This window comes from Burkholderia sp. F1, assembly GCF_050813845.1.
GTDB classification, from domain to species: Bacteria; Pseudomonadota; Gammaproteobacteria; order Burkholderiales; family Burkholderiaceae; genus Burkholderia; species Burkholderia ubonensis.
The window spans coordinates 109,577-136,254 of record NZ_CP172423.1 but is presented as its reverse complement, the minus strand read 5'-3'; the positions used below and the strand labels follow the sequence as shown (position 1 = coordinate 136,254).

Genomic DNA, 26,678 nt, shown 5'->3' with positions numbered 1-26,678 from the left:
CACAACGACCATCCAGGATCTACCTGGCATTCGCGCGTGTAGCCACCCTGACAAGCTTCATGCCGACAACGGCCATGACTTCGCTCGATGCCGCCGGCATTTGCGCAAACAGGGAATCAGTCCACGCATCGTTCGCCGAGGCATCGCGAAGAACAGCCCGCTTGGTGAGCGGCGCCGAGTTATCGAGCGCACACATGCCTGGCTTGCAGCCTTCGTTTTGTTTGCGACTCCTAATTCCTGGCACTGGAAATCATCCGCTGCAAGTCTGCCAGCCAGCGCTGATTCGTATCCAGCCGGTCGGCAGGCGAGCTTTGCGTCCACACGATCACGCCGTTGATGGTTCTTCCTGCGTCGGACAACTCGTCCAGCCATTCGTCATCGCCCAGAAAACCGTGCTCGGTCAGGCCGTCCTTGTAGGGCGACACATAGGCATACACAGGAAGCGATCTGTTGATGGCCCGGTCATTTTCAGCGACGGCCTTCAGGTTCGTGCGCCAGAGGCTATGGTTTGGCCATCGCTGATACATGGTCGGCGCAAAGAAGTCAAATCCGCCGGCCTGATAAAGCGTCGCCCTTATGTTGCGAAATTTCGGATTGAAATCATAGTCGTACATGCCGAGCCGGGCGTTCGGGTACGCCTCCCGCGTCCAGGCGATGAATTTTTCGAACAGCGCCACTTCGTTATAGGCTTGCGCTTCCGATCGCGCCGCATCTATCACGATCTTCTCGAAATCGAACGCAATGAATTCGCTCGACCGGAATTCAGACACATAGCTTGCAAGCACCTTCTTGAACTGGCTCTCGGTCGGTACGTGGTAGCACTTGGTTGCATCGCACGACAAGTTCCAGACATCGTATATCGACGTAAAGGGCACGAGCCCCATCCCGTCGAGATAGGCGGCGTTGGCGTATCGGTTTCCGTTGAAGGCGATGAAGCCGCTGCCGCGCGGGAACGTGGCAATCGGCGTTTTCGTCGGCCTGGAAGTCGTCTCGTGGGCCATCGGCTCATCCGCGATGACCGTACAGCCAGCCATCACGAGGGCAATTGATACCGAGATGCAGCGGGCGAGCAACGAATGCTTCCACATAAAGTTACGACTCCAACAATCACGAGATCATGCAATGACACAGCCTCTTCTTTTCAGGATGAAAGGCTATCGCGTTCCCTGCCACCCAGCGCTTTCAGTCAGGTAGCGCATTCGGAACAACGACCGATCGTTCCTGATGGTTGACGAACGCGTGGTGAATTTTCGCAACGCGAACTCCATAGCCGATGCCGTGATGCACGCGCCGATTGATACGGGAACGGTGACCACGTCAGGCAATCCGCACGCCCGCAGCGGTCAGCGCCAGCGCCGCCAAGCCCCCTCAGCCGGATCGACATGAACGTCCTGTATCACGCCGCCGCGCGTGTTCAAGACGTGCTTGGCGTCTTCATGTGATGCGGCGCCTGTTCCACACGTCAGTAACCCCCGCGTGCGCAAAACCTGCAACGAATGGCTAGGTGGTTGGCGCCGCTCGGCGAAGAAATGACTGCGATGGCGGTCTAGCCATGCGACGCGGGGCGAAAGCTCCCTCGAAGTCGGATGCATCGAATCAACCGAACCTCATCGCAAGCGAAAGCGGGTTATGGTCGTCGCCTGAGCCGGGTTTTTCAACAGAATCGGCCGAAAGCGGCTATCCGGCAACGGTGCGAGATGGCCGGCGCCGGGGTACCCTTGTGGCGCTACCGCTTATGTCAAACTCAATTGTTCGTTCACGGGTGGGCGAATCCACAAAAACGATCGTCAGCATACGCCATGGATTTTCCTTTTTTCCACAGGCATGCATTTTCCGTTGCATATTAAAATGCCGCAGTTGCCGCCCAGCCCGACGTATCCTCCGTCTTCAATCCGACCATGACGCGCGTCGCGCCGGAAACCGCGCAGGCCGGCGCGATAGACGCATTACGACAAGAACACACATGACGACAGACTCCCCCACTCCCGTCCAGGATCTCCTCAACTGGCGTGCCGCGTCGCGGCGCACGCTGCTGCGCTGGCCCGGATGGATCGGCCTGGCCATGCTGATCGTCGGCGCGTTCAACCACATTCTTGAGATGGCCTGTCTGGGCGGCTGCATGCTTTTCGCCACCGTGCCCATCTGGTATGTCACCACCCAGCGCATCGTGCAGGACCGCCCCAAACCGTCCGTGCCCGTGCAAGCGCTGGCCTGGATCGCGTGCTTTCTGCTCGCGCTGATCCTGAGCCCCACCTTCGCGCTCGACAGCCGGCAATTCGACGACACGCACGACACCACCACGACCTGGATCAAGCGGTCCCTCCTCGATTCGATCAAGGAGCCCCGCTACAGCCAGGACGAGCTGGCCTGGGGACAATCGAACTACGACGTGCGTTTCGTGCCGGCGTCGGTCGTCTGCCCGCGATACAGCACGCGGCTCTATCCGCTCTTCGGTGTCGAGCGTGAAACCGACTGGGTGAACATGCTGGCCAGATCGGTCGACGACTGGCAGGCCGCCGATGCCAGGCCGCCCAAGGACATCCTCCAGCGCTTTCTCGACCAGTGCAAGACCGGCGGGGAAGCGATGCTCAAGGCCGGCCTGACCAAGGAATCCGCGCTGATGCAAGGCGACGTCGATCTGTTCTTTGCGCGTGCCGAACGGGAACACACCAGCCCGTCCCGCGCCGAAGTCGTGCTCGAGGACGCGCAGATCCCGCCGCACATCCTGAAGAAAGTCGAATCGCTGATCGCGAACGACCCGGACCACGGCTTCCTCTTCGTCAACTTCAACGCCTCCGTGGATCTTTCGACACTCGGCGCGAAGGCCACCGCTCCCGGCGAGCCCGACGTGGTGCGCCGCTTGAACCCGCTCGCCATTGCGGCCGCGCTGGGCCGCGACAAGGACGCGGCATATTTCAAGCGCGAATGACGCGTGCCGGCGCTGTCCCGGGCGATCGGGCCCGCCATGACAGCGCCGCCTCCTGCGTGTCCCGACGCCGCGGCGTCACGCGCTCACTTCGATACGATTCACGACACCCTCGACCGCATCCAGGCACCAGGCGTCCTGTTCGGCCATCAGCCTTTCCGCATCCGTCGCGACCCAGCCGGCCAGGGTGATCTGGTGATTCTTCACGTTGACGGTGATCTGGTCGGCGCGCACGCGGGGATCCGTTTCCAGCACGAGATGCATCACTTCGGAAATCTCCTCGTCGCCGTCGGCTTCGGCGGGTACCAGCTCCAGCAGGTTCACCACATCGCGGCAGCTGCCCGCCCACCACGCAATCACGCCTGCAAGGCGCCGGTGAGACAGGCTGATCACCTGCCCTGTCAGCCTCACGACACCGTTTTCGACCGTCACCTCGATCGCGCCGCAGCCCTCGTTACCCGCCTGATCCATGGTGCCGCGCAGCACCTCGAGCTGCCCTTTGACGCGTGCGCAAATCACACAATTGCGAAAATCGACCGCTTGCGCGAGCCGCTCGCAAATGCGCGTGCGCAGTTCGCCATCGCCCATCGGCGGATTGGCCGCCACACGGAGCTGATCGACCAGCGGCATCCCGCCGCTATGCGCGTGGGTCAGCGAGAGCAGGCGCTTCTTCGATGCGATATCGGGCACCTCGCCCGACACGGTCAACGCGTCGCCGTCAATACTCATGTGAATGGGATGATTGTGGAGCTTCAGGTGAGATTCGTGTTCAAAGGCCGCCATCACCTGCTTCAAGACCGTCTCGCTGCGTTGCATGATCTGCCTCGCGCAAAGGTTGAATGAAGCAGCGCCGTCGGTCCCGGACTGAAAAGGCGTTTGCTGCATCCGGCGGTCGCTGTACCGTCAATTATAGGAACCGTGCCGCCAGGACAAGCGTCGGGCGGGACAGGTCGCGTGACGGCTGCCGCTGCCGCACACGGATGTCCTCGACGCGCGTCGCGAGCGCCACGCCCCGTTTCATGTTGGGCGACAGAAAACAGCTGCCGGGGAAATTGTTTGGGAGAACCCGACATCGCGGTTCTTCAATCTTGCCCGGCGGGCCATGCGACATGGCGGCAATCGGATCGAATTTCGTTTGTTTTCATGAGGTTAGGCACCCATCTTCGCGCATGATCCGGGCCTGGCACGTCCTATGCGTTTGTAGCAGCGAGCGCAACGAAAAGTGCTCTTTTTCAAACTGCAGCAAACTCAAGGAGATATATCATGTCCGCACTGATGATCAGCGACCTGTCCCGCGCCCACGAACTCAGCCGCAAGGAAATGGCTTCCGTCAGCGGTGGTAGCGTGTTCCAGAACATGGGGGTCAACTACATCGCTGGCGGCAACGGATTCTCGTTCGCCAGCCCCAGCACCATTACGGCCCCGGTTACCCAGGTCGATGCGTCGACGCACCTCGACCTCACCAGCGTGAGCAATTCGATCAACAACCTCGGCGGCCTGGTTGTCGCGAAGCTGGGCCTGTAAGCATTCACCCTGCTTCGTCGCCGTGGTAGCCGTATTCGATAGCGTCGTACCGAAGCGCTCCGACCGCCGCGGGCTTGCCCTCGCGGCGTTTAAAGCCCGCCAAGCCGTTCTCCGTTGGCGGGCTGCCTTGCATAGCCGGCACCAGCGCAGCCCGCCCCGATCAGCGGCGTGCGTCACCGACATGCGGTGTTTTGCGGAGTTGCAGGTTATGCGCAGTTGACCTGCGCCCAGCGGCAACTCTTCGCCTGCGGCCTTCGCCCCGGCGCCTTGAGCACCGGCTGCGCGACCAGCCCCTGCATCACACTTGCGGCCATTGGGTTCGACGAGATGTTGCCGCGCAGCATACACGCAACCTTGCCGACACAATAAGCGCGCTCGACCCGGCTCACGCTCAGTTCGTGCCGCCGCGCGCCGCAACAGGCGCCTTGCACAGCGCCGCGTTGTGCAGGATCGCTTTCCCCGTCGACTGGTAGTTATCCGCGTCGCAAGGGGGCAGGCCGAACGACGCGTCGCGCTCCTTGTCGCCGTCATCGTGATTGCGCATCGCCATCGTCTGCGAAAGCGTCGCGAGGCATTTTGCACGCGCGCCGAGATGGTATTGCGTCAGCGCGAGGTCGCTGCGCACGCGATCGACCTCGATCCAGTCCATGTCACTCGCGCACTCTCCGATCAGCGATGTGAATGCCACTTCGGCCGCCGCGTAGTTCTTCTTCACATACTGAGCGCGTGCCTGCGCGAGTCGCGCAGCGCGCGAACGGTCCGTGCACGCTGCGGGCGGCTGCCGATACTCGCCGTCGAACATCGCACGTGCGCCGCAATACGAACGGCACGCATCGGCACCGCCGGAATCGACCTTCAGCGCACCGTGGTCGCCAGTGATCGAGATGCGGCATGTTTCGCCGCCATCACTCGCCACACCCACGTTGCCTTTGAGCATGCCCGTGAGCGAGCAGGTGTGGCAGTTGGCGCCAATCGTATCGAGCGTGAATCGGCTTCCCTTCACGAGGAGCGCGCCATGCGCGTGGCCGCCTTCGACGTAGAAATACTCACCGGGCTCGACAGCCGATGCGTCCGCAACGACGACGCCTGCCAGTCCCATGAAACCACAAGCGCTCGCAAGCCACAGCGCAACACGCATACCTTTCCGTAGCGACATCTTCCTTTCACCTTCCAGCGTTGAGGCCGCATCGTACCGCAGCCAGGAGTTCCAGTTGCTCCGCTCGCATTCTCCGCTGCATCGTGAGCATTAGGGTAGGTTGGTGGTAAGCGTACTACGGTCGTCAGTGTACGGCCGCGATTCTCGCGGTCGACGGCAGATGCGGCGCAACGCTCCACAAGGCTCCACGGTTTCCCGCGATAAACGAGATATTTTGCGGGCACTGTCTTTGCCAGCCACCTTCAGCACATCAAGACGGCCTTGTTCGGTTGCTTACCGTTCTCGAGCGCCACGCCCCGTTTCATGTTGGGCGGGAGAAAACAGTTGCCACGGAGATTGTTTGGGAGAACCCGACATCGCGGTTCTTCAATCTTGCTCGGCGGACCATGCGACATGGCGGCGAGCAGATCACATTTCGTTTGTTTTCATGCGGTTAGACACCCCTCCGCGGACACGGGCCGGGCCTGGCACGTCCCGTGCGTTTGTAGCAGCGAGCGCAACGAAACGTGCTCTTTCCCAACCTGAAGCAAACTCAAGGAGATTTACCATGTCCGCACTGATGATCAACGACCTGTCCAGCGCCCACGAACTCAGCCGCAAGGAAATGGCTTCCGTCAGCGGTGGTAGCGTGTTCCAGAACATGGGGGTCAACTACATCGCCGGCGGCAACGGATTCTCGTTCGCCAGCCCCAGTACCATTACGGCCCCGGTCACTCAGGTCGATGCATCGACGCACCAGGATGTCACCAGCGTGACCAATTCGATCAACAACCTCGGCGGCGAGGTCATTGCGAAACTGGGCCTGTAAGCATTCACCCTGCTTCGTCGCCGTGGTAGCCGCATTCGATAACGTTGTACCGAAGCGCTCCGACCGCCGCGGGCTTGTCCTCGCGGCGTTTAAAGCCCGCCAAGCCGTTCTCCGTTGGCGGGCTTCCTTGCAAGGACAAAGACGAAGCCGGCATTCACGGAGCATGAACCGCCGAGCGGTCATCCGATCGACGCACCGGGTCGCGCCACCCGATATCCAGCCCGGCACGCGCGTAACTCTGCGCCAGCACCGCTCTGCTGCGCTCGTAGCTTTGTGTCACCCAGTCGCAGTACAGCGCGGCCAGCACGCTCGCCCGATCGGGATGACGCGTGATCTCGACGGCCATTGCTCCCGCGCGCAAGCCGGAAGCGATGGCGAAACGCAAACCGTCTCCTGTCGCGGGGTCGAGATAGCCCGCCGCATCGCCGCACACGACATAGCCCGGCCCCGCCGCCTGGCGCAGGCACTGCCAGCGCCTGCACTCGCGCCACACCGGTCCGACCGGCGTTGTATCCACTGGCCACGCGCTATCACCATTGCGCAGCGTCGATAGCGACGTCCAGATCTGAAGCGTGGACGTTGCTCTCAACCATAGCCAGCCATCACGCGCGATGTGCCAGTGCGTGCCGATGCGGGCCCCGTGTGCACGCGCGTAGCCGCGGCGCAGCCAGAACGGCGCGGAGTCGGTCGCCACATCGAGCCGAATCGCGCGGCGCAGCCACCTGTTGATGCCGGTCGCGTCGATCACGACGCTTGCGCCGACATCGCCGCCGCCGTGCGTGATGCCGGCGACCGTTCCGTGCTCGACACGCGACACAAGTCCGCCGGCGGGCGCGCGCGAATAGCGAACCCCTGCAGCCAACGCTTCGGCGCGCAAGCCGTCGTCGAGGCGGCTGCGTATGACCGCACGTCCCCGCTGCGGATCGGCCTGGCGATCGAGCCAGGCATCCGGTTGCCGGGCCAGACTCGGCGCCAGTCGATCGAGCAGCGCGAGCGCGGCGCCGGACACGCATTCCGGCGCCGCGCGCGAACGCCCGCGACCCAGCATCCCCACGTTGCCGCCCGCTCTCGCCGCGGCGATCGCTGCTGCACATCCGGCAGGCCCGTCGCCGACGACGAGCACGTCAAGCGCATTCATCAGGATCGCTCAGTAAAGCCCGAGTGCGTCGGGCCCCGGTACGCAGCGCAGTACCTGCCCGACCGTCCGCGCCTCGGTCGCATCGCAACGGATCGCCTGCCCGTAGCGCACGCGCAGCCGTCCCGGCGTGTGCTGCTCCGGCGCCGCATCATCATCGGCAGGAAGAACAAAAAGAAAGCGATAGCGCCGGGCATCGCCGGGAGCGTCCGCGTCGCCGGCTTCGCGAAACGCCCGTGCGGATACCAGCCACAGTTTCGTATGCGAAGGCGTTTGCCCGTCGTCGCATGCGGCGACGGCATGGCGCAACGCACTGATCCGCCGAATCAGCTCGGCGGAATCGACATGCTCGAATGCGCCGTACAGCATCTCGCCGTGCAGCGCGTTCGCGACGTAGTCCGAGCGTTCGATGTCCGCGTAATCCACGCTGCCGTCGGGCGTCAGGTACGGGCCGTATTCGCCGTCCCAGCCGCGCCGCGTATTCGACTCGTCGCCACGCGCGACCAGCGGATGACACGGGTGCAGGCCGAGTTCATGGTCAAGCATGGGGATGGCGGTCGGCGCGTCGGCCCGATTGAAGGTTCTCGACGCATCCGGACTCACGGCAGGCCAGAAGCTGTTCGAGGCCGCGCAGAGCTTGATATCTTCGGCGAACGGGCTGCCCAATCCGAAGGTGGCGAGGAAGATGCCCCGCCGGTTGCCCGCGTAGGTGACGTCCCAGCCAGGCGCGAAGACCCCCGAAGACGCGTCGGACAGAAACGAAGTCATGCGCGGCGTATGCACGTCCCTGTCGCGCCGACGCGTTGCGCGTGCCGCACGGCTGAACGCGACAGCGACCGTCCCGTCATTCGGCGAAAACGCCTGCGTGTTCCTGAACGGATCGATGTGCGCGGGATTGGCCGCGAGGCGCTCGGCGCTGAGCGATATCGGCGAGCCGCTTCTGAACTGCGACTTCGGATCGATCTGCCGTTCCGTGAACCAGCGCTGCAGCTCCGCCTGGTCGGCGTACGGATAGAAATCCGGCGCGGCGACGACCGAATAGGCCGGGCGCACCACGTGTTCCGCCAGCTCGGCGATCTGGATCGTCACGACCCCTTCGGTGCAGTGATCCAGAAACAACTGCGCGCGGTAGCCGCCTTTGCCGACTTCCGCGAGAAAGTCCCGCCGGTTGGCGGGATGTGCGCGCATATCCGCGTAGGTGCCATCCTCATGCGTCTTGTGGCGGATGTTGATGAACTCCGGCGCGTTGCGGGGTTCGGGAAATCGAAGCCATCCGGGCGCGAAATGCGGGAAATATTGCTGCCGCACGTCGTCGATGGCGGCCAGCGCCAGCGTCCACAGGCTCGTGATGATTCTCATCGTCGTGAAGCGCCGGTTGGCGAGCGGCACCAGTCGCCATTGAGCCGGCACGCCGAAGTTGGCGGGGGTCACCGGCTCGATCAGCGCTCGCGCGGCCGGTATCAGCAGCACGGCCGCGCCCGAGCGCTTCAGCGTGACTGCCGGCGCGTCCGGGCCGGCGGGCGTTGCCTCGCCGAGGTCCTGACAGCAGACAGCATACGGTGCGTCGTCCGGATCGCCCGGCGGCGACGGCCGCACACCCCAGGGCGCCTCGACGGCCCGCTTCAGCTTCTCGCCGACATGGCGGTGGCCATACCTCAACGTCAACCGGAGTCCGGACAGGCATTCATCGGGAAACAGCTTGCGCACGGGTTCGATGAACGTTCGCTGATCGTCGCCCGCTTGCTTGCCTTCGATCAGCGCGAGCGTGTCGGGACCGGTGACCCGGCGGACGAGGAACGCGCCATAGCGCGCCGGCATCGCGCGGACATGCGCGATCCCGTCCCGCACGTGCGGCACGAAACTGCGGGTCTGCTCGTCATAGCGTGCGTCGACGTCGCCGTTGCGCGCAATGCCGAGCCGTGAGAACACGAGGTCCGCATGCTGCTGATGTCCGGTACGGCGCGCCGGCCGGTACTGGTAAGCGAGCACCGCGATGTCCAGCGTCCGCCAGTCGGGCGGCAACGGCGCCAGCGAATCGATGTAGTTCTCCAGCAAATCGATCGCTTCGAGGCGCACGCCACCATCCGGCGACGGACACTCGGACAGTGCAAGCAGGTGATAGATCAGGCTGCGCGCAGGGTCGCCGGGCTCGATCGCCCGCTCGGTGTTCGGGCAGAGATCATGAATGCGGGGATCGTCCCAATCGATCGGCAGCGGCTGGCGCAGCCGATTCGCTGTCTCTTCGGGCGTACTCGAATCGGACAGGTCGAGACCGTGACGCTTGAACGCTTCTCGCCACGGAGCCGACAGACCAAGCAGCAACGCGTGAACCTCGTCGACAAGCATCAACGACCTCCGGTTGGTGGTCCGTTCGAAGCGGGTGGCACGATGCGCTTCGCGGCCCGCATGCCCGGCATATCCATCCGGCCGCAGCAGCCCGCGTTTTCAGCATGTGTTTCAAACGCGCATCACATTCAGGTTCTCAGTCGCCGACGCCAGTGACTAATATAGGTGATTGCAGCTGCAAAGAAATGACGGATTGTGTTTGAGACATTGAATTATCGAGGCGCGCGACCTGAATCGTCGAAGGCGCGGCGACTCGATCAACACATGTCGGCGAGCCACATCATGGTGAAGCGCAGAACCTTCCTGCTGGGCAGTGCGGGCGCGGCGGGCATGCTGGTGATCGGCTGGGCATGGTGGCGCCCCGACGACCGGCTGGAGATACCCGCGCAGCTGGCGATATCACGCGTCGACGTGCCGCTGAACGGCTGGGTGATGATCAGTTCCGCTAACGACGTGACGATCGTCATGAGCAAAGCCGAAATGGGCCAGGGGATACATACTGGCGCGGCCATGCTGCTGGCGGAAGAGCTCGATGCGGACTGGTCCCGGGTCCGCATCGTCATGTCCGCGCTCGACACGATCTACAAGGACCGTGAAACCCTCGCCGAGGGCCTTCCGTTTCGTCCCGATGATGACGGCCTGCTCGCTCGCGGCATGGCGGCGCTGGCGCGTCGCGCAGCCCGCTATGCGGGTTCGATGGTGACGGGAGGATCGACGAGCATGATCGATCTGTGGGGGCCCATGCGCGAGGCGGGCGCCACGGCCCGCGTCATGCTGCGCGGCGCCGCAGCGAAGCTTTGGGGCGTGCCCGTCGCGGAATGCGAGACGAAGGCCGGCCTGGTGCTGCATCGGTCGGGACGCTCGGCGACGTACGGCGAACTCGTCCGGCTCGCGCGGGACGTGCCGCGCCCGACGCATGTCGATCTCAAGGACCCGAAGACGTTCACGCTCGTCGGGAAAAGCCTGGGCCGCATCGAGGCGCGCTCGAAGCTCGACGGCGGCGCGCGTTTCGGCATCGATGCGCTTCCGGACAAGCTCCTGTATGCGAGCGTCACGATGTGTCCGACGCTTGGCGGAAGGGCGCTGGATTTCGACAAGTCCAGGGTCGCCAGCCTGCAAGGCGTGACCGGCATCTTCATGATCGAGCCGTACAACGGCGGAACGGGCGGCGTTGCCGTCATTGCGGACAACCCGTTCATCGCCATGCGGACGTTGTGCCAGTTGTCGGTCACGTGGGACCATGGGCCGGCTGCCGGCGTGAATAGCGAGGATGTCCGCGCGGCGTTGACGCGCGCCCTCGACGGCGACGCGGGCCGCCACGTCTTCTACGCCGCCGGCGACGCCGATGCCGTGCTGAGCCACGCGCAGCCGTTCGTCGCGCAGTACGAGGTGCCCTATCTGGCGCACGGGCCGCTGGAACCCATGAATTGCACGGTGCGGGTCGACGACGGCTCGGCAACGATCTGGGTCGGCACGCAGGTTCCAATGCTGGCGCGCAAGGCAGTCGCGGCGCTGCTGGGCCTGGACGAAGACAAGGTGGTCGTGAATCAGCAATTGATCGGCGGGGCATTCGGCCGGCGGCTCGAGGTCGACTTCATCGCGCAGGCCGCCGCCATCGCGCGCCATGCGAAGGGGCGGCCCGTGCAGACGATCTGGTCGCGCCCGCAGGACATAACGCACGACTTCTACCGCCCGGCCTGTGTGGCGAGATACAGCGGCGCCATCGACGCGAGCGGCCGGCTGATCGCATGGAAAGGCATATCGGCGAGCCAGTCGGTCAGCGCGCAGGCGATGCCCCGCACCTTCGGCATGCCGGACATCGCCGCGAAGCTGTTGCCCGACGCCACGACGGCGGAAGGCGCATTCGACCAGCCCTATGAATGCGAGAACGTTCACATCCAGCACAATACGGTGGCGCTCCCGGTTCCCGTCGGCTACTGGCGCTCCGTCGGGCACGCGCATCAGGCATTCTTCGTCGAGAGCTTCATCGACGAGATGGCGGTGCTTGCACGGAAAGACCCGATCCAGTTTCGCCTCGACATGCTGAAGCAGCCGGCGCACCAGCGCCATGCGACCGTGTTGCGGGCGCTCGTCGCGCTGTCCGGCTGGCGTTCGCCGCCGGCATGGCGTGACGAGACCGGCGCGCGGCGCGCGCGCGGCATGGCGATGCACGAAGCGTTCGGCAGCGTGGTCGCGCAAGTCGCCGAAGTCCGGCAGGAAGGTGACGGCTCTCGCGTGACGCGCGTGGTCTGCGTGATCGACTGCGGGCTGGCCGTGAATCCGAACCTCGTCGAGCAGCAGATGGAAAGCGGGATCATCTTCGGGCTGTCGGCCGCGCTGGAGCAGGCGATCACGATCGAGAAAGGACAGGTCGCGCAGCGTTATTTCGACAGCTACCCGCTGGTCAACATGGAAACGTGTCCCGAGATCGTCACGCAAGTCATGGCAGGCGGGACCGAGCCGCACGGCGTCGGCGAAGCGGGCACGCCGCCGATTGCAGCGGCCGTGGCGAATGCACTGTATGCGCTCACGGGTGTGCGCCATCGCACGCTGCCGCTCGTCAAGCCGCCCCTGCCTCAGCAAGGAGACGACCGATGGTGTCAGTCCGTATCAACGGGGAACCCGCTCACCTCGATGCCGAGCCCGACACCCCGCTGCTCTGGGTGATTCGGTGCGAACGGAAGCTGACCGGCACGAAGTTCGGCTGTGGCGTCGGGATCTGCGGTGCATGCACGGTGCTGCTGAACGATCAGGCCGTGCCGGCCTGCCGGATCCCGGTCGGTACGCTGGACGGCGCGCGCATCACGACCGTCGAAGGACTCGACGGCGTTGAAGCGCGGGCACTGAAGGACGCGTGGATCGCCGTCGACGTCGTGCAATGCGGTTATTGCCAGAGCGCCCAGCTGGTCGCCGCCACGGCCCTGCTCATGCGGTTCCCTCGCCCCGACGACCGCCAGATCGACGAGGCCATGAAGAACATCGCATGCCGGTGCGGCACGTTTCCCCGCATCCGCAAGGCCATTCACAAGGCGGCGGAAGCGCTGGGCCGCTGACGGAGACGAATCCGGCCGGTCATTTTCCGCCGGCATGCGTCGTGATCTGGACGAAATCGGCGGCAATGCGCTCGGCGCCGTACTTGGCCTCGAACAGCTTCAATTGCCGATCGATTGCCGCGAGATAGGCGGCGCGCGGCTCGGATGGCGGGCGAATCCCGTCGAACAGCGGCGCGGGCGTCACGAGGAGCACGATCATCTCGGTCCCGAACGGCTTGCCGATCACCCAGTCGCCCATGCTGCCGATCGTGGCGGAATAATTCGGCGGCGCCTGGTTGTCGCGTGCGTGCCTGCTCGGCACGAGATGCACGACGCTCCCGTTCAGCACGTAATAATCGACGTTCACGTACGAGTCGTAACCGGGTGTCGTGATGTCGATGACCAATGGGTTGCCTTCCGCGAGATGCGCGTCAGGCGGCCGCGTGCGGATCGACGCGGTGTGTGGCGATGCCCGATTCGATCGCCAGTACGGGGCGAGCGCGCTCACGACCTCGCAATTGTGGGCATCGATCGGACGCACATCGAGATTCGCCGTCTGCCCGCCCGGCATGCCGCCGAGCGCGGTTCGCAGCCGCCCGATACCGACGCCGGATTCCACATAGCCCCGCACCTGCAGCACGTGATCCTGCACCGATGCATCCAGCGCCGAACACGGGATGCGCGCCAGCGCAGCCATCACGGATGGCAGCGAGATCGCCGGCGCCGGCGGCGGCTCGCTGGCGGCAGCGGGTGCGGCGTTCGCGACGGCCGCGGGCGCGCTGCCGGCCGCGGCGCCCGTCTTCGCGGCATTCCCTCCGCTTGCAGGCGCGTGCGCGAGCGTGTCCGCCGCGGGGCGCCGTTCGCCGCTGCGCGAAAGCGCCTGGTAGCCGTACCAGAGCACCGCGATCGCCGCCAGCGCGCAAGCGCCCACGGCCGCCCCGACGCGTGCGCCCGATGCCGGCGTACGGCGCGTGAGCACGCCCATGCCCTCCAGGAACAGGTTGACGCCAGGCGTGCGCGTCGCGCGGTCGAACGACAGCGCAGCGCTCAAGGTTCGCCATTGCGTACGATCGAGGCCGGGCGGGCGCTCGGGCCGCAAGTGGGCGTGACGCGCCTGGGTGGCCGACAGCCGATCGAACGGATGGTGTCCGGTCAGCAATTCGTAGGTGACGCACGCGAGCGCATAGACGTCGTCGCGCGGATCCGGTTCGCGATGCTCGAACATCTCCGGGCTCGCGTAGGCCGGCGTGATGCCGCCAAGGCTCGCCGGGTCGAACACCGTCACGTCGGGATCCTCGTCGCGCCGCTGGAATGCGCGGGCAATCCCGAAGTCGATCACCTTCACTTCGCCCCTGTCGGTGAGGAATACGTTGGCGGGCTTGAAATCGCAGTGGACGAAGCCGCGTTCATGCGCATACGCCAGCGCGTGGCCCATGCCGGCGATGATCGGCAATGCGGCATCGAGCGGCATGCCCGTGAAGCCCGGCGCACGCAGCACCTTGCTGAGCGGCTTGCCCGACAGATACTCCATCGTGAGGTAGACGAGCGGGCCGTCCCGATCGAAGTCGTAGACGGTGACGATGTTGCGATGGGCGAGCGTCTGCGCTTTGCGGGCTTCGCGCTGAAGCGCGATCAGCGACGTCGGCTGGCCGCGAAACTGCACGTTGAGCACCTTGATCGCGATGTGCGGCTTGCGATCCGAAGCCTCCAGCTTGCGGAGGTCGAGCGCCTTGTACACGGTACCCATCCCGCCGACACCGAGGCACTCCTCCAGCACGAAGCGCCCGTTCAGCGTATCGCCGATGCCTTTCACGCGCTCGCTGTCGACGAACGCTGCGCCGCTCGACGGGCCGGGCGGCGTGCCTGGACGAGCCTCCGCCTGAAGCGGGCCCTCCTGGATCCGGGTTGCGTCGCCGGCGGATGCCGTCTTGTCGCGACACCGTTCGATGCGCCTCAGCACTTCCGCATAGATCTCGTCCGACAGCGGCTGCGTGGTTTGCGTCTGGTCGAGCACTTCGCGCAGCTGCGCGCAATCGACCTGATCGGTCGCCAGCACCCGGTCGATCTCCGAGAAGAACGCCTCCTGAGTCAGCGCCCCGCTCTGGAATGTTTGAATCAGCTGCGTAAAGCTCATCATTCGTATGCCGTCTACTCAGCTTCAGCTTGCCGACCCGCTTCGGCGCCACACCATCGTCAGACGAATTCGACGGCGCGCCGCGCCGGCCTTCTGACAGGATGTCTAACAAATCATACTAGTCTGCGCCAACGCCCTGTGCAATCGGTGCCGGAACTAGATTTCCGGCAGCGCGCGCGCGGCCGTGCGGCGAAACCTATACTGGACAGATCCCCGCTACGCCGGCGCATCGCATGATGCTGCGTGGCTGCCCTTCTCCCATCCGATTCCGCGGAGCAGACCATGGGTGTTCTCGTCATCAACGATCTTCCCGAAAGCGTCGACCTCGACCGGCAGGCGATGGCCGCCATCACGGGTGGCGCGATGGTCCGCGCGCATCAGACGATGCTCGCGCCGCAGACCTTCCCGTATCTGCACACCGACACACACGGCGCTGCGTTGACGCGTACACCGGTGGCCGAAGCAGCGGCATCCGCGGCGCGTCCGACGCTGTTGCGTTGACGGACACCCAGCCGGGCTCGGCGCGCGCGGTCAGGCCGCTCGCGTCGTCATCGCGAGCCGCCGATCGGCCGGCGGAAACACGCACCATGAGCCGTCGTCGTGACGAAAGAAAAAGATCGCGATCGTGCCGGCCGGATGCGCGGCCTCGACGCAGACATAGCGACGCCGTTGTGCAGGCATGCGGCTGAAACGCACGACGCGCGCCGGCACGCACGCGCTCGGCGCGAGCCACTTGTCGACCTGCATGCGCAGGGATGATCCGGTTCCGTTCATTTGAGCCCCCTGGTGGCGATGTCGACCGCGTCGGGACGTCGCTCACGCGACCGCGATTGCGCCCGCCGCGCACCGTCCGCCCGCCCGCCGCGCGACGATCAGCGCGCGGCAGACGGACAGCGCGAACCGCAGTGCCGTGCGCGGATGCATGACGCACGTGCGAACCTGCTCGCTGTGGCCGGTGCCTTCCAGGCACCACGTGCAGAAGTGCTCGCAGTTGTTCGTCAGCAGGCGGTAGTGGTTTTCGCCAAGGCGGGAACGCGCGCGCAGCACCGCGGTGCGCCCCGCATACGCCGCGCACGGATGCGGCACGATGCGCACCGCGTGACCGGCGGCGAAGCGTTCGAGCGTGACTTCCTCGATCGGGCCGCGATGCAGCGACGCGCAAAGCCCCGCGTAGTGAACGACACGCCCGTCGCCGACATAGATGCCGTGATGGCTGTAGCCGGCGCGATCGGAAACCAGGTGCGCGCCGAGCGGCAGTGCCGCGTCGCCGACGGACCGCGAAGCCGCATGCGCGATCGCCTCGGCAGCGCCAGCCGCCACGTGGGACACGGCGCTGTTCACTGGTTGAAGGTCGCGTTTCATGACTGGCTCCGTCTGCGGGTTGGCGGCCGCCCGTGTTGCCGAAGGGTCAGCCGGTTGCCAACTAACCTGCATCAAGCGTGCCAATACTCCGGAGCCCGTCGCGCAACGCGTGACGGGAAACGCCCGGCGAACCGGGCGCGGCGCTGTCGTCGCGCGGCCAACCATTCGATGGGGATTTTGTTGGCGCGACAGCACCAGTCGGCGCGTCGGGCAGCCGTCTGCGTCCGCCGGCGCAGGTGTCGGTTTCGCGGCTACGCTCGCGGGCGCAACTGTTGGCTTGCGCACGACCATTGCGGGACAAGGCCGCGACGCACTAGCATGCAGGGAACGCGTGTCGATGGCGCCCTGCCTTGCCGCGTGCGGCGCTCACCGGATCGACGCACGCGCCCGGGCAGCGCACGCGGGTTGCGTCACGCATGGCACGAGGTTTGCACGTATTGGGTACCGGTCCTTCGGCAAGCCCCCATTCGGAGACTCATCATGACCTCGCTCGCGATTACCGACCTTCACATGCAGCGCGACATCGACCGCAAGACGATGTCGTTCATCCGCGGCGCGGGCGCGCCGTGGGTATTCGGCTGGATCCAGCCCTACGCGCCGCCGGCTCCGGCGTTCGGGCCCGTCGTCAATCTCTATCAGACGTACAACACGTTCTACGCGAACCAGGTCCTCAACCAGATCCAGAATGTCGACGTCGCGAACTCGGCGGCCGGCGCGAACATCGTGGTCGGGGTCGGCGCAGACGGCAGGAACCGGCTCGTCTAGGGCCCGTTCACACTAATGAAAGGAATGGCGCGCCGTGAGCGCAGAACTGCAATGGACTTCGGCTTCACGCACTGATGTGGGCCGGGTTCGCGAGATCAACGAAGACGACTGCCTCGCGTTGCCGCACCGTGGCCTGTGGGCCGTTGCGGACGGCATGGGCGGCCATTCGGCCGGCGACCTCGCGAGTCGGACGATCGTGCGTGCGCTGGAACGGCTGGCCGCCCCGGCCACGCTGGCGGACTTCATCGAGGCAGCGCGCACCGCGCTCGATACCGTCAACGCACGCTTGCGCGAATCGGCCGCCCAGCGCGGCGTACGCATGATCGGCAGCACCGTGGCGGTGCTGCTGGCGAGCGGCCGTCAATGCGGCTGGCTCTGGGCCGGGGACAGCCGGATCTACCTGTACCGCGACGCGCAGCTCACGCAGCTCACGCTCGATCACAGCCACGTCGCGGAGCTGCAGGCGCAGGGCCACCTGAGCGCCCAGCAGGCGCGCCATCACCCGTCACAGCACCTGATCACGCGCGCCGTCGGCGCCGCCGAGCGGCTGCATCTCGACGAACGACGCATCGACGTGTGCGACGGCGACATGTTCCTGCTGTGCAGCGACGGCCTGAGCAACGAGATGGACGAAGCCGACATCTCGGCCGCCCTCGCGTGCGGCGATTGCGCGCGCGCAACGGACGCGCTCGTCGACCTCGCGTTGCGCGAGGGCGGCAGGGACAACGTCACCGCCATCGTGATCCGCGCCGACGATCCCGATGCGTCGGACCAGACGCTCGCCAATCCCGCCGTGCGACGCTGAACCGGCAAGCGGGCGCGCGTTGCGTTCACGCCCCCTTGTCGGGCGTCGTGCCGTCCGGATGACGGAACGCTTTCGAATGGATGCCGTGCTTCTTGAGCAGCATCTGCAGGTGCGACCGGTTCATCTCGCAACGGCGCGCCAGTTCGGCCACGGTTCCGCCGGTCTCCTGCAGCCCGCGCTCGAGAAACGCGCGCTCCGCCTCGTCGCTTGCGGCACGCTTCGCGTCGCTGAGCGACATCGGCCTGCCCGGCGCACCGTCTTCCGTCGCACGAACGACGGTCGACGCAGTCTTCGGACGGATGTCCTCGGGCAGGTGCTCGATATCCGCGACCTCGCCGGCCAGGCACGACAGCCGGTAGACGAGGTTGCGCAGCTCGCGGATGTTGCCCGGATACGCGTAGGCGAGCAGGAAGTCGCGCAGCTTCGGCGTCGTCTTGATGGGCCGGCGCTTCAGCGCGCCTGCCGCCTCGTCGCCGAAGTACGCGAGCAGCAGCGGAATTTCGTCGCGCCGCTCGCGCAGCGCCGGCAACGTCAAATGAATGACGCTCAGCCGGTAGAACAGATCCTCGCGAAAGAGCCCCTGTTCGCTCAATTGCCGCAGATTCTTGTTGGTGGCGGCGACGATGCGCGTATCGACGGTGATCGGCTCGTCCGAGCCGACCCGCTGGATCTCGTGCGATTCCAGTACGCGCAGCAGCTTGACCTGGCCCGACAGCGGCAACTCGCCGATTTCGTCGAGGAAGATCGTGCCGGTGTGCGCGCTCTCGAACTTGCCCTTGCGATCGTTCGACGCGCCGGTGAACGCGCCGCGCCGATGCCCGAACAGCTCGGATTCGAGCAGGTTGTCGGGAATCGCGCCGCAGTTCACCGAGATGTAGGGCCGGTCGGCGCGCGACCCGTTCGCATGGATGACTTTCGCCATCAGTTCCTTGCCGGTCCCGCTCTCGCCGTCGATCAGCACGGGCAGATCGGTCGGTGCGGCCTTTTCGGCAATTTCGAGCGCGGCGAGCAGCTTCGGATTGTCGCCGAAGATGCCCTCGAAGATGAAACTGCGCTCGACCAGCGCCTGTCGGCGCCGGTGCGCCGCAGGCGCGGCCGGTTCCGTTGTTTCGGGTACATCGGGCGCCTGCGGCGCGGCCACGGCCGCCTCGACGAAGCGCTCCTTGCGCGACATCTGCATGACTTCGTCGCGCAGCACGTTCGCCTGGTTGAGCAGCTTCTCGATGTCCGCGCGCTCGAGCTTCGGCGCCCAGCGCAGCATCGAGCGCAGGATCTCGATCTTCTCGAGCAGGCCGGCATACGAAATCGCGGAGTTGCCGAATCCGTGCGGGTCGAAGAGTTTCATGCGGCACCCAGTTGTTTCTGCACGAGCTGGTAATACATGCCCTTCAGGGCGACCAGCTCGTCGTGCGTGCCCTGTTCGACGATCGCGCCTTCGTACAGGACCAGGATCTTGTCGGCGCGCATGATGGTGCTGAGCCGGTGCGCGATGATCACCGCCGTGCGCCCTTGCAGGATCTCGTGCATGTTCGCGAGGATGTTGCTCTCCGACTGCGTGTCGAGCGACGAGGTCGCCTCGTCGAACACGAGCAGGCGCGGGTCGTGATACAGCGCGCGCGCGATGCAGAGCCGCTGGATCTGGCCGCCCGACAGGCCCACGCCGCGCTCGCCCACCACCTGCTCGTAGCCGAGCGGCAATTTGCTGATGAACGCATGCGCGTCGGCCATCCGGGCCACCTCCTCCATGCGGCGCCAGTCGGGGCTCGCGTCGCCGCATGCGATGTTCTCGGCAATCGATCCGGAAAAGACCAGGTTGGACTGCATCACGTAGCCGATCTGCGCGCGGTAGTAAGCCTTGTCGATCGCGCTCATGTCGTATCCGTCGACCACGATCTTGCCGTCCGTCGGCGCATAGAAGCCCACGAGCAGCTTCGCCAGCGTGGTCTTCCCCGAGCCGCTGCGCCCGACGATCGCCACCATCTCGCCGCGCTTGATCGTGCAGTTGATGTCCTCGAGCACGTAAGGCGTCTCGTTGCCGCCATAGCGGAAATACACGCCGTCGAAGCTGATGTCGCCCTGCAGGTCGGGCAGCAGCACGCGCGAGGCCAGTTCGGACGGCTGCTGCTCGGGCTCGATGTCGAGGACGTCGCCGAGCCGCTCCATCGCCACCGCCGCGTCGTTCATCAGGCTCCACATGCCGACGAGCCCCATCAGCGGCGCCAGCACGCTGCCCATGAACGCATTGAACGCGATCAGCTGCCCGATGCTGAGTTCATGCGCGAGCACGAGGTTCGCGCCGACCCACAGGATCACGATCGTGGTCGCCGCATTCAGCAACTGGCTGCACAGCGCCACCACGATGTTGAATGCCTGCGCGCGGTACTGGACGTCGAGCGCCTTCGCATACTTGCGCTCCCACTTCAGCCGCACCGACCGCTCGATGCCCATGCCCTTCACGGTCTCGACGCCGCCGAGCGTCTCCATCAGCAGCGACTTCGCATCGGTGGACGCGGCAAACACCTCGCGCGCATAGCCTTTCAGCTTCGGCGTCGCGAGCGCCGTGAGCGCCATGATCGGGATCACGAAGGCGATCAGCAGCAGCGTCATCTTCACGTTGTAGAGAAACATGATCGTGAAGTAGATGAAGATCATCAGAAGATTGAGCGCGGTGGTCACGGTGGACTCCGTCAGGAACGCGCGGATCGTCTGGTTTTCCTGGAAGCGCGCGAACACGTCCCCGCTCTTGCGGCGCGCGAAGAACGAATAAGGCAGCGACATCGTGTGCTTGTAGAACTGCGACATCATCGCGAAGTCGAGACTGCGCACCATGAAGTTGGACAGATGGGCGCGGATCGTGGTCATCAGCTGGGTAAACACGTGCGAAATCACGAGCCCGGCAATCAGCAGGTGCAGCAGGCGGACGTTCTGGTGCACGATCACCCCGTCCAGGACGCTCTGGATGATGAGCGGCGGGATGACGCCCAGCACCTGGATCACGAATGTCGCCAGGAACAGATGCGCGAGGATCTTCCGGTAAGGGCGCAGGTAGCCGATGAAGCGCACCCACGGCGAACGCGACTCCGCCGGCGCCGCGGCTGTCGCGCTCGCGGTGAACAGCAGGCAGGTGCCGCTCCAGCCGCGCTCGAACGCCTCGACGCTCAGCTTCCTGAAGCCGAGCGCCGGATCGGCGATCCGCACCCACGACTTCGACACGCCGTACACGACGACGTAGTGATAGCCCTCCCAGTGCACGATGAACGGCAGGTCGAACCCGAGCAGCGCCTCGTACGTGCACTGCACGCCGCGCGTCGCGAAGCCGACCGCCTCGCCGGTGCGCGCGAGACTGTCGAGCGTCGCGCCCTGCGTCGTCACGTTCGCGAGATCGCGCAGCTTGCCGAGCGTCATCGCGATGCCGTAGTGACGGCAGATCATCGCGAGGCACGCCGCCCCGCAATCCATTTCCTCCGCCTGCTCGACCAGCACGAAACGCTTGATCATGCGCTCGCCGAACGCGGCGTCGGCGCCGATGTCGATCTGCAGCGGGCGGCGGCGCCGTTCGGCGAGCTTCTTCTGCCGCTGCAATTCCTGGTCGACGAAGCGGATGCGCTCCTCGAGCACCTCGCGCAATTTCGGGTTGCGCTCGAGCATGAAGTGCACGGTCTTTTCCGGAATCACGAGCAGGCGCGTCTCGGTGACGGCGGTGACGGTCGCGGCCTGCTCCTGCCGCAGCAGGCACGCGCGCTCGCCGAAGATCTCGCCCGCGCCGAGCGTCGCGAGCGGATAGTCGTTGCCGTCCTCGTGGCACGACACGCTCACCTCGCCCTGGCGCACGACATACAGCCGGAGGTCGCCGCCCGGCCCCTGCCGGACGATCTCCTTGCCGGCCGCGACGCGCTTCACGCCGACGCTCGACACGTACTCCTCGAGCTCGGCGCGCGTCAGCTTGCCGCGCAGGTCGAACAGCCGCGTCACGAAACCGCCGGCCGAGCTGATCGCGACATAGCTCGTCACGAACGACTGCGCGGCGGGGTTGTCGCGCAGGACCGGCTCGATCGCGCTGCGCGGGATGCACAGCACCTCGGTCTTCTTCGACGCGCGCACCGACACCTCGTGCCAGCAGTCGCGCAGCATCGCCATTTCGCCGAATACCTCGCGTTCCTTGCGCACGCCGACGCTGGTTTCCTTGCCGCGCTCGTCGGCGATCAGGCGCACGGCCCCGGATCGCAGCACATACAGGCCCTCGGCCGGTTCGCCGCGGTTGCACACGGTGTCGCCGAACGCGTAGGTGCGCACCTGCGCATGCGCGGCCATGCGATCGAGTTCGTCGCGCGAGAACAGCGACAGCGGCTCCACCGACGCGAGAAACTCCGCGAGCGACGGGATGCTGGCCGGAGCGGGGGCTTGTGCGTCCATCGGTGCGGTTCTCCGTGATCAGCGTGCCTCGATGATGTGTTCCTGCGCGCGCTCGGCGAGCCACTCCTCGCGCAGCAGGCGGCGCACTTCCGACGCGACGTCGGCGTCGAGCGCGGCCGGGTGCTTCGCGGTGACCGAGAAGATCTCGAAGAACGAGCCGTCGGGCGCCGCGAACGGCCCGAGCAGGTCGCCCACATGCGCGTTGAACACCTTGGCCTCGATATCCGTCTTCAGCGAGCCGCGCAGCACCTTGCCGATCACGCCGCCACGCTCGCTCGTGTCGGCGATCGAATGCTCGCGCGCCATGTCGCCGAAGCAGTCCGGGTCGTCCTCCAGGATCGCCATCATCTCGCGCGCCTTGCCTTCCGAATCCAGCACGATGTGGCTGACCTCGATGCTGTCGAATTTCGGCGAATTGAGCTTGAAGTACGCTTCGACGGCCGCGTCGCTGCACACCGTGTCGAACGTCTTCTCCTGATACAGCGTGTCGGTGATGAAGCGCTCGAACTCGTCGAGACTGATGCCGAACACGTCCAGGTAGCGGTTCATGTCCGCGGCGCGGTGCAGGCCGCGCACGCGGCGGAACTGGTCGGCGCGCTCCTGGATTTCTTCCGGGCTCACCTGCATGCCCATCTTCCGCGCCGCGATCACCGTCAGCCGGTCGCGAACCTGCTGTTCGACGAGGCCCTCGAACTGGCCGGTGAGCTTCAGCACGCGGATGAAGTCGTCGGTGCCGATCACGTCGTCGTCGATACGCACTATTGCCGTCATCTCGTTCCCCTTGGTCCCTTGGTCCTGCAAGCGGCGATCGCCCTGATGCGCCGCCGGCGCCTCGCATCACCGCTTCCCTGCGTTCCACACCACCGTCGTCGTCCCCGTCAGCCCGCGATCTGCCTGAACGGGTCCAGCGCGAACCCGATCAGCCGGCGCTCGCGCACCACGATTTCCGCCGTGGCCGTCATCCCGTAGCGCAGCGGATACTTCGTGCCGGCGATCATGTACGCGTCGCGCGCAAGCGCCACGCGGCCTTCGTAGACGGGTTCCTTCGTCTGCGCCTGCGGCTTCGTCGCCGGCGAGATGTATTCGAGCGTGCCGTCGATCACGCCGTAGCGCTGGTACGGAAACGCATTGAACTTGAGCTTCACGGGCAAGCCTTCGTGAAGGAACGCGCGGTCCTGCTCCGCGATCGCGACCTTCACCACCGGCCGCGCGTCGGACGGCGCGATGCTGCCGAGCGGCGTGTTGGCGAGAATCTTGTCGCCGGGCTGCGTCGTGGTCACGTCGGTGATCACGCCGGAGGCGGGCGCAAGCACGAGCAGGAAATTGTCCTTGTCGATGTTCTCGAAGCGGATGCGCGCGGCGGCATCCGCGGCGAGGCGCGCCGTCTGCACCTGCAGGCGCAGCTTCTCCTCGGTGTTCGCGATGTCGCGCACCGTCGCGTCGTACTGGATGCGCAGCCCGGTCAGCGTCTCGCCGCTGCCTTCGAGTTGCGCCTTCGCCTGCGCGAACTCGTGGCTCTGCTGCGCCTCGAGCTGCGTGAGCCGCGCCTGCGCGACGCGATAGCTGTCCTGGGCCTGCAGGTACGCGCTGCGCTTCTGCTCCACCTGGCTCTGCGACACGCCGCCGCCGCCCGGCAGCGCGAACAGGCGCGCGTACTTGTCCTGTTCGTCCTTCGCGAGATCGAGCGCATGGCGCGCGTTGTCGATGTTGCTGCGCGCTTCGTCGATCTGCGCACGCTGCGATTGCGCGAGCTTGCTGGTGCCTTCGGCGATACGGTTCTGGTGCAGGTGCTCCTCGACCTCGATCTGCTGCTTCAGCGCGTCGGCCTTGCGCTCCATCAGCAGCTTCTTGTCCGGAAACTGCTTCCATTCGCGCTCCGCGTCGTCGAGCTTGAGCCGCGCATCGAGCGCGTTGGTCGCCGCCTCGATCGCGCCGCGCGCGTTGATCCGGCCGATCACGTCGTTCTTCTCGACCGGCTGGCCTTCGGCGATATAGATGTCCACCAGCTCGCCGTCGACGGGCGCGTAGATGCGGCGCACCTCGGACTCCGGCGCGAGCGCGCCCTGCGCGGTCACGATGACGTCGGCGCGGCCGACGAACGACCACAGCAGCGCACACACGACGAGCCCGACCATCGCGATGATGGTCGCCTGCGTGAGCCGCCACGGCCGCGCCGTCAGGATCGCGATCCCTTCGGCGCTGTGATCCTCCAGCGCCTCGCCGAGCGGGCGCGGCGGCTCCGGCGGCGGCGCCTGCCGCGCGCGCTTAAGGAGACTGTCGAGCTTCACCGCGCCCTCCCGAGGAAGCGAGCCGCTCCAGCGTCACGGCGTGTGCCGCGAATGGCGGCGTCGCGAAGCGGAACTGCCTGAGGCGATCCAGTACGGCCGGCCCGCGCGCGGCCCGCGCGTCGCTCTCGAACTGCGTGTACTGCTGCAGATCGGCGCGCACGGCGTCGAGGCCACCGAGGCGCGGATAGCGCTGCTCGTAATCGGCGAGCAGCGCCGGGAGACCGTCGAGCCGGTCGTCGTCGAGCGCCGACGCGATCGCGCGCTGCAGCCGTTCGAGCGCGGCCACATAGACGGAGTTCTCGCTCTGCAGCTTGCGCACCTGGCTGAGCGCGTCGGCATACGGCACGCCGAACGCGGGAACGTATGACGAAATCCGGTCGAGCAGCCGCTGATGCGCGCCCGGGTCGTCGTTCCAGCGGCCGGTCAATGCCTTGATCGGCGCTTCGTCGCGGTAGATGCGGATCGGCGCGTCCGGCCCGCCGCGGCCGGCAACGAACGCCTGCAGCTCGCCGATCCACGCAACTTCGTCGACGAGCGGCCGTGCGTCGGCGTTGTGGCGCGCCAGCGTGCGCATGTCCTGCACGACGGCACGGGCGCGGTCGAATGCGCGCACGTTCATCGCGGCGATCCAGTCCGGTACTTTCGACCGGACGAGCGCCTCGGTACCCAGCGCGAGAAACGCCGTGTCGTCCGGATGGTTCGCGAGATAGCGGTCGGCGAGCTGCGCCGCGTGCACGGTGTCGCCGCGCGCCAGCAGCGCGCGCATCTCGCGCAGCGGCGCGTCCTGGAAATACAGCGTCGCGAGCAGCAGCACGAGCGCGGCGAGCAGCCCGCCGCTCCACCAGCCGAGCCGGCGCAGGTTGACGCGCCCGCTGCCGCCGAACGCCTCGCTCAGCTCCGACAGGAAGACCTCGAACCTGCCGCGCCGGTGGCGCGCGTCATGCGCGGTTTCGGCGGCGCCATGCGCGGCGCGCGGGTTGACCTCGTCGTCCTGCTGAACGGCCGGAACCGTGCAGAAGATGTCGAGGAACGAATGCGCGGTATCGACGAAGGTCGTCCGGTCGGCGTCCGCATTCGCGTCGGCTCCGGGCGACGCGGCCGTCACGGTGGAGTCCGGTCCCGGCTCGCGCTGCACGCCGACGCGATAGACGAAGTGATCGCCGCCGAACGCGAGCATCGCGCCGTCGCCGAGCGGCGCCGCATGCTCGTCGAGTCGCCGGCCGTCGACGAACGTGCCGTTCGTGCTGCCGAGATCTTCGACGAAGACGTCGCCGTCCTGCACATAGAGGTGCGCATGACGCCGCGACAGGTAGTTGACCTGATGCGGATACGCGCTCCGGTAGCAGGCGAACGTGTCGTCGGTCTTGCTCACGAGGAACGGAAACGCGGTAATGATGACCGGTTGCAGGCCGAGATCGCCGCGCTCCGGCGACAGCGTGACGACGGCCGGCCGCGCCGGCTGATGCGTCGCGCGCGGCACGAACGCGACGCGGTACGCCAGCGTGCCGGCGAATCGCAGTTCGTCGCCGTCGCGCAGCAGGTGCGGCTTGTCGCCGACGTCGACGCCGTTGACGGCCGTCCCGTTCTTGCTGCCGAGGTCGGCAACATAGGCCGCGCTGCCTTCGAAGAAGATGCGTGCATGCCGGCGCGACAGGTCGGCCACCAGCTCGGGCCGCGCGGACGCAAACGGCGTGTTCGTCCGCCCGACGGCGAACAGCGCCTTGTCGATCCGGATCTCGCTCAGCTCCGGATGGGAAACCGGCTTGAGCACGATGTCGAACTGCCGGTCGAGCGCGGCCTGTTTCTCGGCAATCGAAGCGGCGTCTGGAACCATGATTCGGCCAACGATCGACATGCGCCCGCCAATGGGCACGCGGCGCAGGAAACGCGACGCGCTTGCGAACCACCCTTGTGAAGCCGCTCCGCCAAGGCACATGGCAGCAAGAGCGTGAAAAAAGTTTAGGCGACGGATGACGGTAGTCAA

General features: G+C 66.0%; 23 protein-coding genes and 1 pseudogene. 10 read left to right on the top strand and 14 right to left on the bottom strand.

The annotated features are described in order from the left end of the window. Positions 1-10: 10 nt before the first annotated feature. Positions 11-214 (top strand): annotated as a pseudogene (locus tag ACFIMZ_RS35240) (IS5/IS1182 family transposase); the annotation flags it as partial. 16 nt (positions 215-230) lie between these two features. On the opposite strand, the gene ACFIMZ_RS35235 reads toward ACFIMZ_RS35240, so the two are convergent. Continuing rightward, positions 231-1,088: a hypothetical protein gene (locus tag ACFIMZ_RS35235; RefSeq protein ID WP_431825882.1), complete on the bottom strand. Its 858-nt coding sequence runs from the start codon at positions 1,086-1,088 to the stop codon at positions 231-233. 136 nt (positions 1,089-1,224) lie between these two features. Between ACFIMZ_RS35235 and ACFIMZ_RS35230 the strand changes: the two genes are divergently transcribed. Next, entirely contained in the window at positions 1,225-1,386 is a 162-nt protein-coding gene (locus ACFIMZ_RS35230; protein ID WP_431825881.1) for a hypothetical protein, read from the top strand. Between the two features lie 577 nt (positions 1,387-1,963). Next, the gene (locus tag ACFIMZ_RS35225; RefSeq protein WP_431825880.1) at positions 1,964-2,929 is read left to right on the top strand and encodes a hypothetical protein; all 966 of its coding nucleotides are present in this window, start codon (positions 1,964-1,966) and stop codon (positions 2,927-2,929) included. 75 nt (positions 2,930-3,004) lie between these two features. Here ACFIMZ_RS35225 and ACFIMZ_RS35220 read toward each other — a convergent pair whose 3' ends face one another. Then, positions 3,005-3,742 (bottom strand): BON domain-containing protein, encoded by a 738-nt coding sequence (locus tag ACFIMZ_RS35220; protein ID WP_431825879.1) that lies wholly within the window; start codon positions 3,740-3,742, stop codon positions 3,005-3,007. A 447-nt stretch (positions 3,743-4,189) separates the two neighbouring features. Between ACFIMZ_RS35220 and ACFIMZ_RS35215 the strand changes: the two genes are divergently transcribed. Next, positions 4,190-4,450: a hypothetical protein gene (locus ACFIMZ_RS35215; protein WP_431825878.1), complete on the top strand. Its 261-nt coding sequence runs from the start codon at positions 4,190-4,192 to the stop codon at positions 4,448-4,450. Between the two features lie 206 nt (positions 4,451-4,656). On the opposite strand, the gene ACFIMZ_RS35210 is transcribed toward ACFIMZ_RS35215, so the two are convergent. After that, on the bottom strand, positions 4,657-4,839 hold the full coding sequence (locus tag ACFIMZ_RS35210) for a hypothetical protein (protein ID WP_431825877.1): 183 nt from the start codon (positions 4,837-4,839) through the stop codon (positions 4,657-4,659). 2 nt (positions 4,840-4,841) lie between these two features. Continuing rightward, positions 4,842-5,588: a hypothetical protein gene (locus ACFIMZ_RS35205; RefSeq protein WP_431825876.1), complete on the bottom strand. Its 747-nt coding sequence runs from the start codon at positions 5,586-5,588 to the stop codon at positions 4,842-4,844. A 565-nt stretch (positions 5,589-6,153) separates the two neighbouring features. Here ACFIMZ_RS35205 and ACFIMZ_RS35200 point away from each other — a divergent pair. Next, entirely contained in the window at positions 6,154-6,414 is a 261-nt protein-coding gene (locus ACFIMZ_RS35200) for a hypothetical protein (protein ID WP_431825875.1), read from the top strand. 154 nt (positions 6,415-6,568) lie between these two features. Here ACFIMZ_RS35200 and ACFIMZ_RS35195 read toward each other — a convergent pair whose 3' ends face one another. Next, the gene (locus tag ACFIMZ_RS35195; RefSeq protein WP_431825874.1) at positions 6,569-7,552 is read right to left on the bottom strand and encodes an NAD(P)/FAD-dependent oxidoreductase; all 984 of its coding nucleotides are present in this window, start codon (positions 7,550-7,552) and stop codon (positions 6,569-6,571) included. A 9-nt stretch (positions 7,553-7,561) separates the two neighbouring features. Beyond that, positions 7,562-9,895 carry a hypothetical protein gene (locus ACFIMZ_RS35190; protein WP_431825873.1) on the bottom strand — a complete coding sequence of 778 codons (2,334 nt, stop codon included), beginning with the start codon at positions 9,893-9,895 and terminating at the stop codon, positions 7,562-7,564. Positions 9,896-10,177: 282 nt separating this feature from the next. Here ACFIMZ_RS35190 and ACFIMZ_RS35185 point away from each other — a divergent pair, with 282 nt between their 5' ends. Both ACFIMZ_RS35185 and ACFIMZ_RS35180 read left to right on the top strand, forming a co-directional pair. After that, a complete protein-coding gene (locus ACFIMZ_RS35185; RefSeq protein ID WP_431825872.1) occupies positions 10,178-12,562 on the top strand; it encodes a molybdopterin cofactor-binding domain-containing protein in 2,385 nt (794 codons plus the stop codon). After that, a complete protein-coding gene (locus ACFIMZ_RS35180; protein ID WP_431825871.1) occupies positions 12,490-12,948 on the top strand; it encodes a (2Fe-2S)-binding protein in 459 nt (152 codons plus the stop codon). The genes ACFIMZ_RS35185 and ACFIMZ_RS35180 overlap by 73 nt, the downstream gene beginning before the upstream one ends. Positions 12,949-12,967: 19 nt before the next feature. Here the strand turns inward: ACFIMZ_RS35180 and ACFIMZ_RS35175 are convergent, their stop codons facing one another. Next, positions 12,968-15,064, bottom strand: coding sequence for a protein kinase domain-containing protein (locus ACFIMZ_RS35175; RefSeq protein ID WP_431825870.1), 2,097 nt, complete (start codon positions 15,062-15,064; stop codon positions 12,968-12,970). Between the two features lie 279 nt (positions 15,065-15,343). Here ACFIMZ_RS35175 and ACFIMZ_RS35170 point away from each other — a divergent pair, with 279 nt between their 5' ends. Continuing rightward, positions 15,344-15,562, top strand: a complete 219-nt coding sequence (locus ACFIMZ_RS35170; RefSeq protein WP_431825869.1) for a hypothetical protein — start codon at positions 15,344-15,346, stop codon at positions 15,560-15,562. Positions 15,563-15,592: 30 nt separating this feature from the next. On the opposite strand, the gene ACFIMZ_RS35165 is transcribed toward ACFIMZ_RS35170, so the two are convergent. Together ACFIMZ_RS35165 and ACFIMZ_RS35160 are read right to left on the bottom strand one after the other, a co-directional pair. Next, on the bottom strand, positions 15,593-15,835 hold the full coding sequence (locus ACFIMZ_RS35165; RefSeq protein WP_431825868.1) for a hypothetical protein: 243 nt from the start codon (positions 15,833-15,835) through the stop codon (positions 15,593-15,595). Positions 15,836-15,877: 42 nt separating this feature from the next. Next, the gene (locus ACFIMZ_RS35160; protein WP_431825867.1) at positions 15,878-16,423 is read right to left on the bottom strand and encodes a lecithin retinol acyltransferase family protein; all 546 of its coding nucleotides are present in this window, start codon (positions 16,421-16,423) and stop codon (positions 15,878-15,880) included. Positions 16,424-16,903: 480 nt separating this feature from the next. Between ACFIMZ_RS35160 and ACFIMZ_RS35155 the strand changes: the two genes are divergently transcribed. Then, positions 16,904-17,188 carry a hypothetical protein gene (locus ACFIMZ_RS35155; RefSeq protein WP_431825866.1) on the top strand — a complete coding sequence of 95 codons (285 nt, stop codon included), beginning with the start codon at positions 16,904-16,906 and terminating at the stop codon, positions 17,186-17,188. Positions 17,189-17,222: 34 nt separating this feature from the next. After that, on the top strand, positions 17,223-17,993 hold the full coding sequence (locus ACFIMZ_RS35150; protein ID WP_431825865.1) for a PP2C family protein-serine/threonine phosphatase: 771 nt from the start codon (positions 17,223-17,225) through the stop codon (positions 17,991-17,993). A gap of 25 nt (positions 17,994-18,018) precedes the next feature. Here ACFIMZ_RS35150 and ACFIMZ_RS35145 read toward each other — a convergent pair whose 3' ends face one another. From ACFIMZ_RS35145 to ACFIMZ_RS35125, 5 genes are all read right to left on the bottom strand, one after another. After that, a complete protein-coding gene (locus ACFIMZ_RS35145; RefSeq protein ID WP_431825864.1) occupies positions 18,019-19,338 on the bottom strand; it encodes a sigma-54 interaction domain-containing protein in 1,320 nt (439 codons plus the stop codon). Continuing rightward, positions 19,335-22,406: a peptidase domain-containing ABC transporter gene (locus ACFIMZ_RS35140; protein WP_431825863.1), complete on the bottom strand. Its 3,072-nt coding sequence runs from the start codon at positions 22,404-22,406 to the stop codon at positions 19,335-19,337. The genes ACFIMZ_RS35145 and ACFIMZ_RS35140 overlap by 4 nt, the downstream gene beginning before the upstream one ends. 18 nt (positions 22,407-22,424) lie before the next feature. Beyond that, on the bottom strand, positions 22,425-23,177 hold the full coding sequence (locus ACFIMZ_RS35135; RefSeq protein ID WP_431825862.1) for a peptidylprolyl isomerase: 753 nt from the start codon (positions 23,175-23,177) through the stop codon (positions 22,425-22,427). 107 nt (positions 23,178-23,284) lie between these two features. Then, positions 23,285-24,694, bottom strand: a complete 1,410-nt coding sequence (locus tag ACFIMZ_RS35130) for an HlyD family efflux transporter periplasmic adaptor subunit (RefSeq protein ID WP_431825861.1) — start codon at positions 24,692-24,694, stop codon at positions 23,285-23,287. Further along, positions 24,672-26,528: an FHA domain-containing protein gene (locus ACFIMZ_RS35125; RefSeq protein WP_431825860.1), complete on the bottom strand. Its 1,857-nt coding sequence runs from the start codon at positions 26,526-26,528 to the stop codon at positions 24,672-24,674. Before ACFIMZ_RS35125 ends, ACFIMZ_RS35130 begins: the two co-directional genes overlap by 23 nt. Positions 26,529-26,678: the final 150 nt, after the last annotated feature.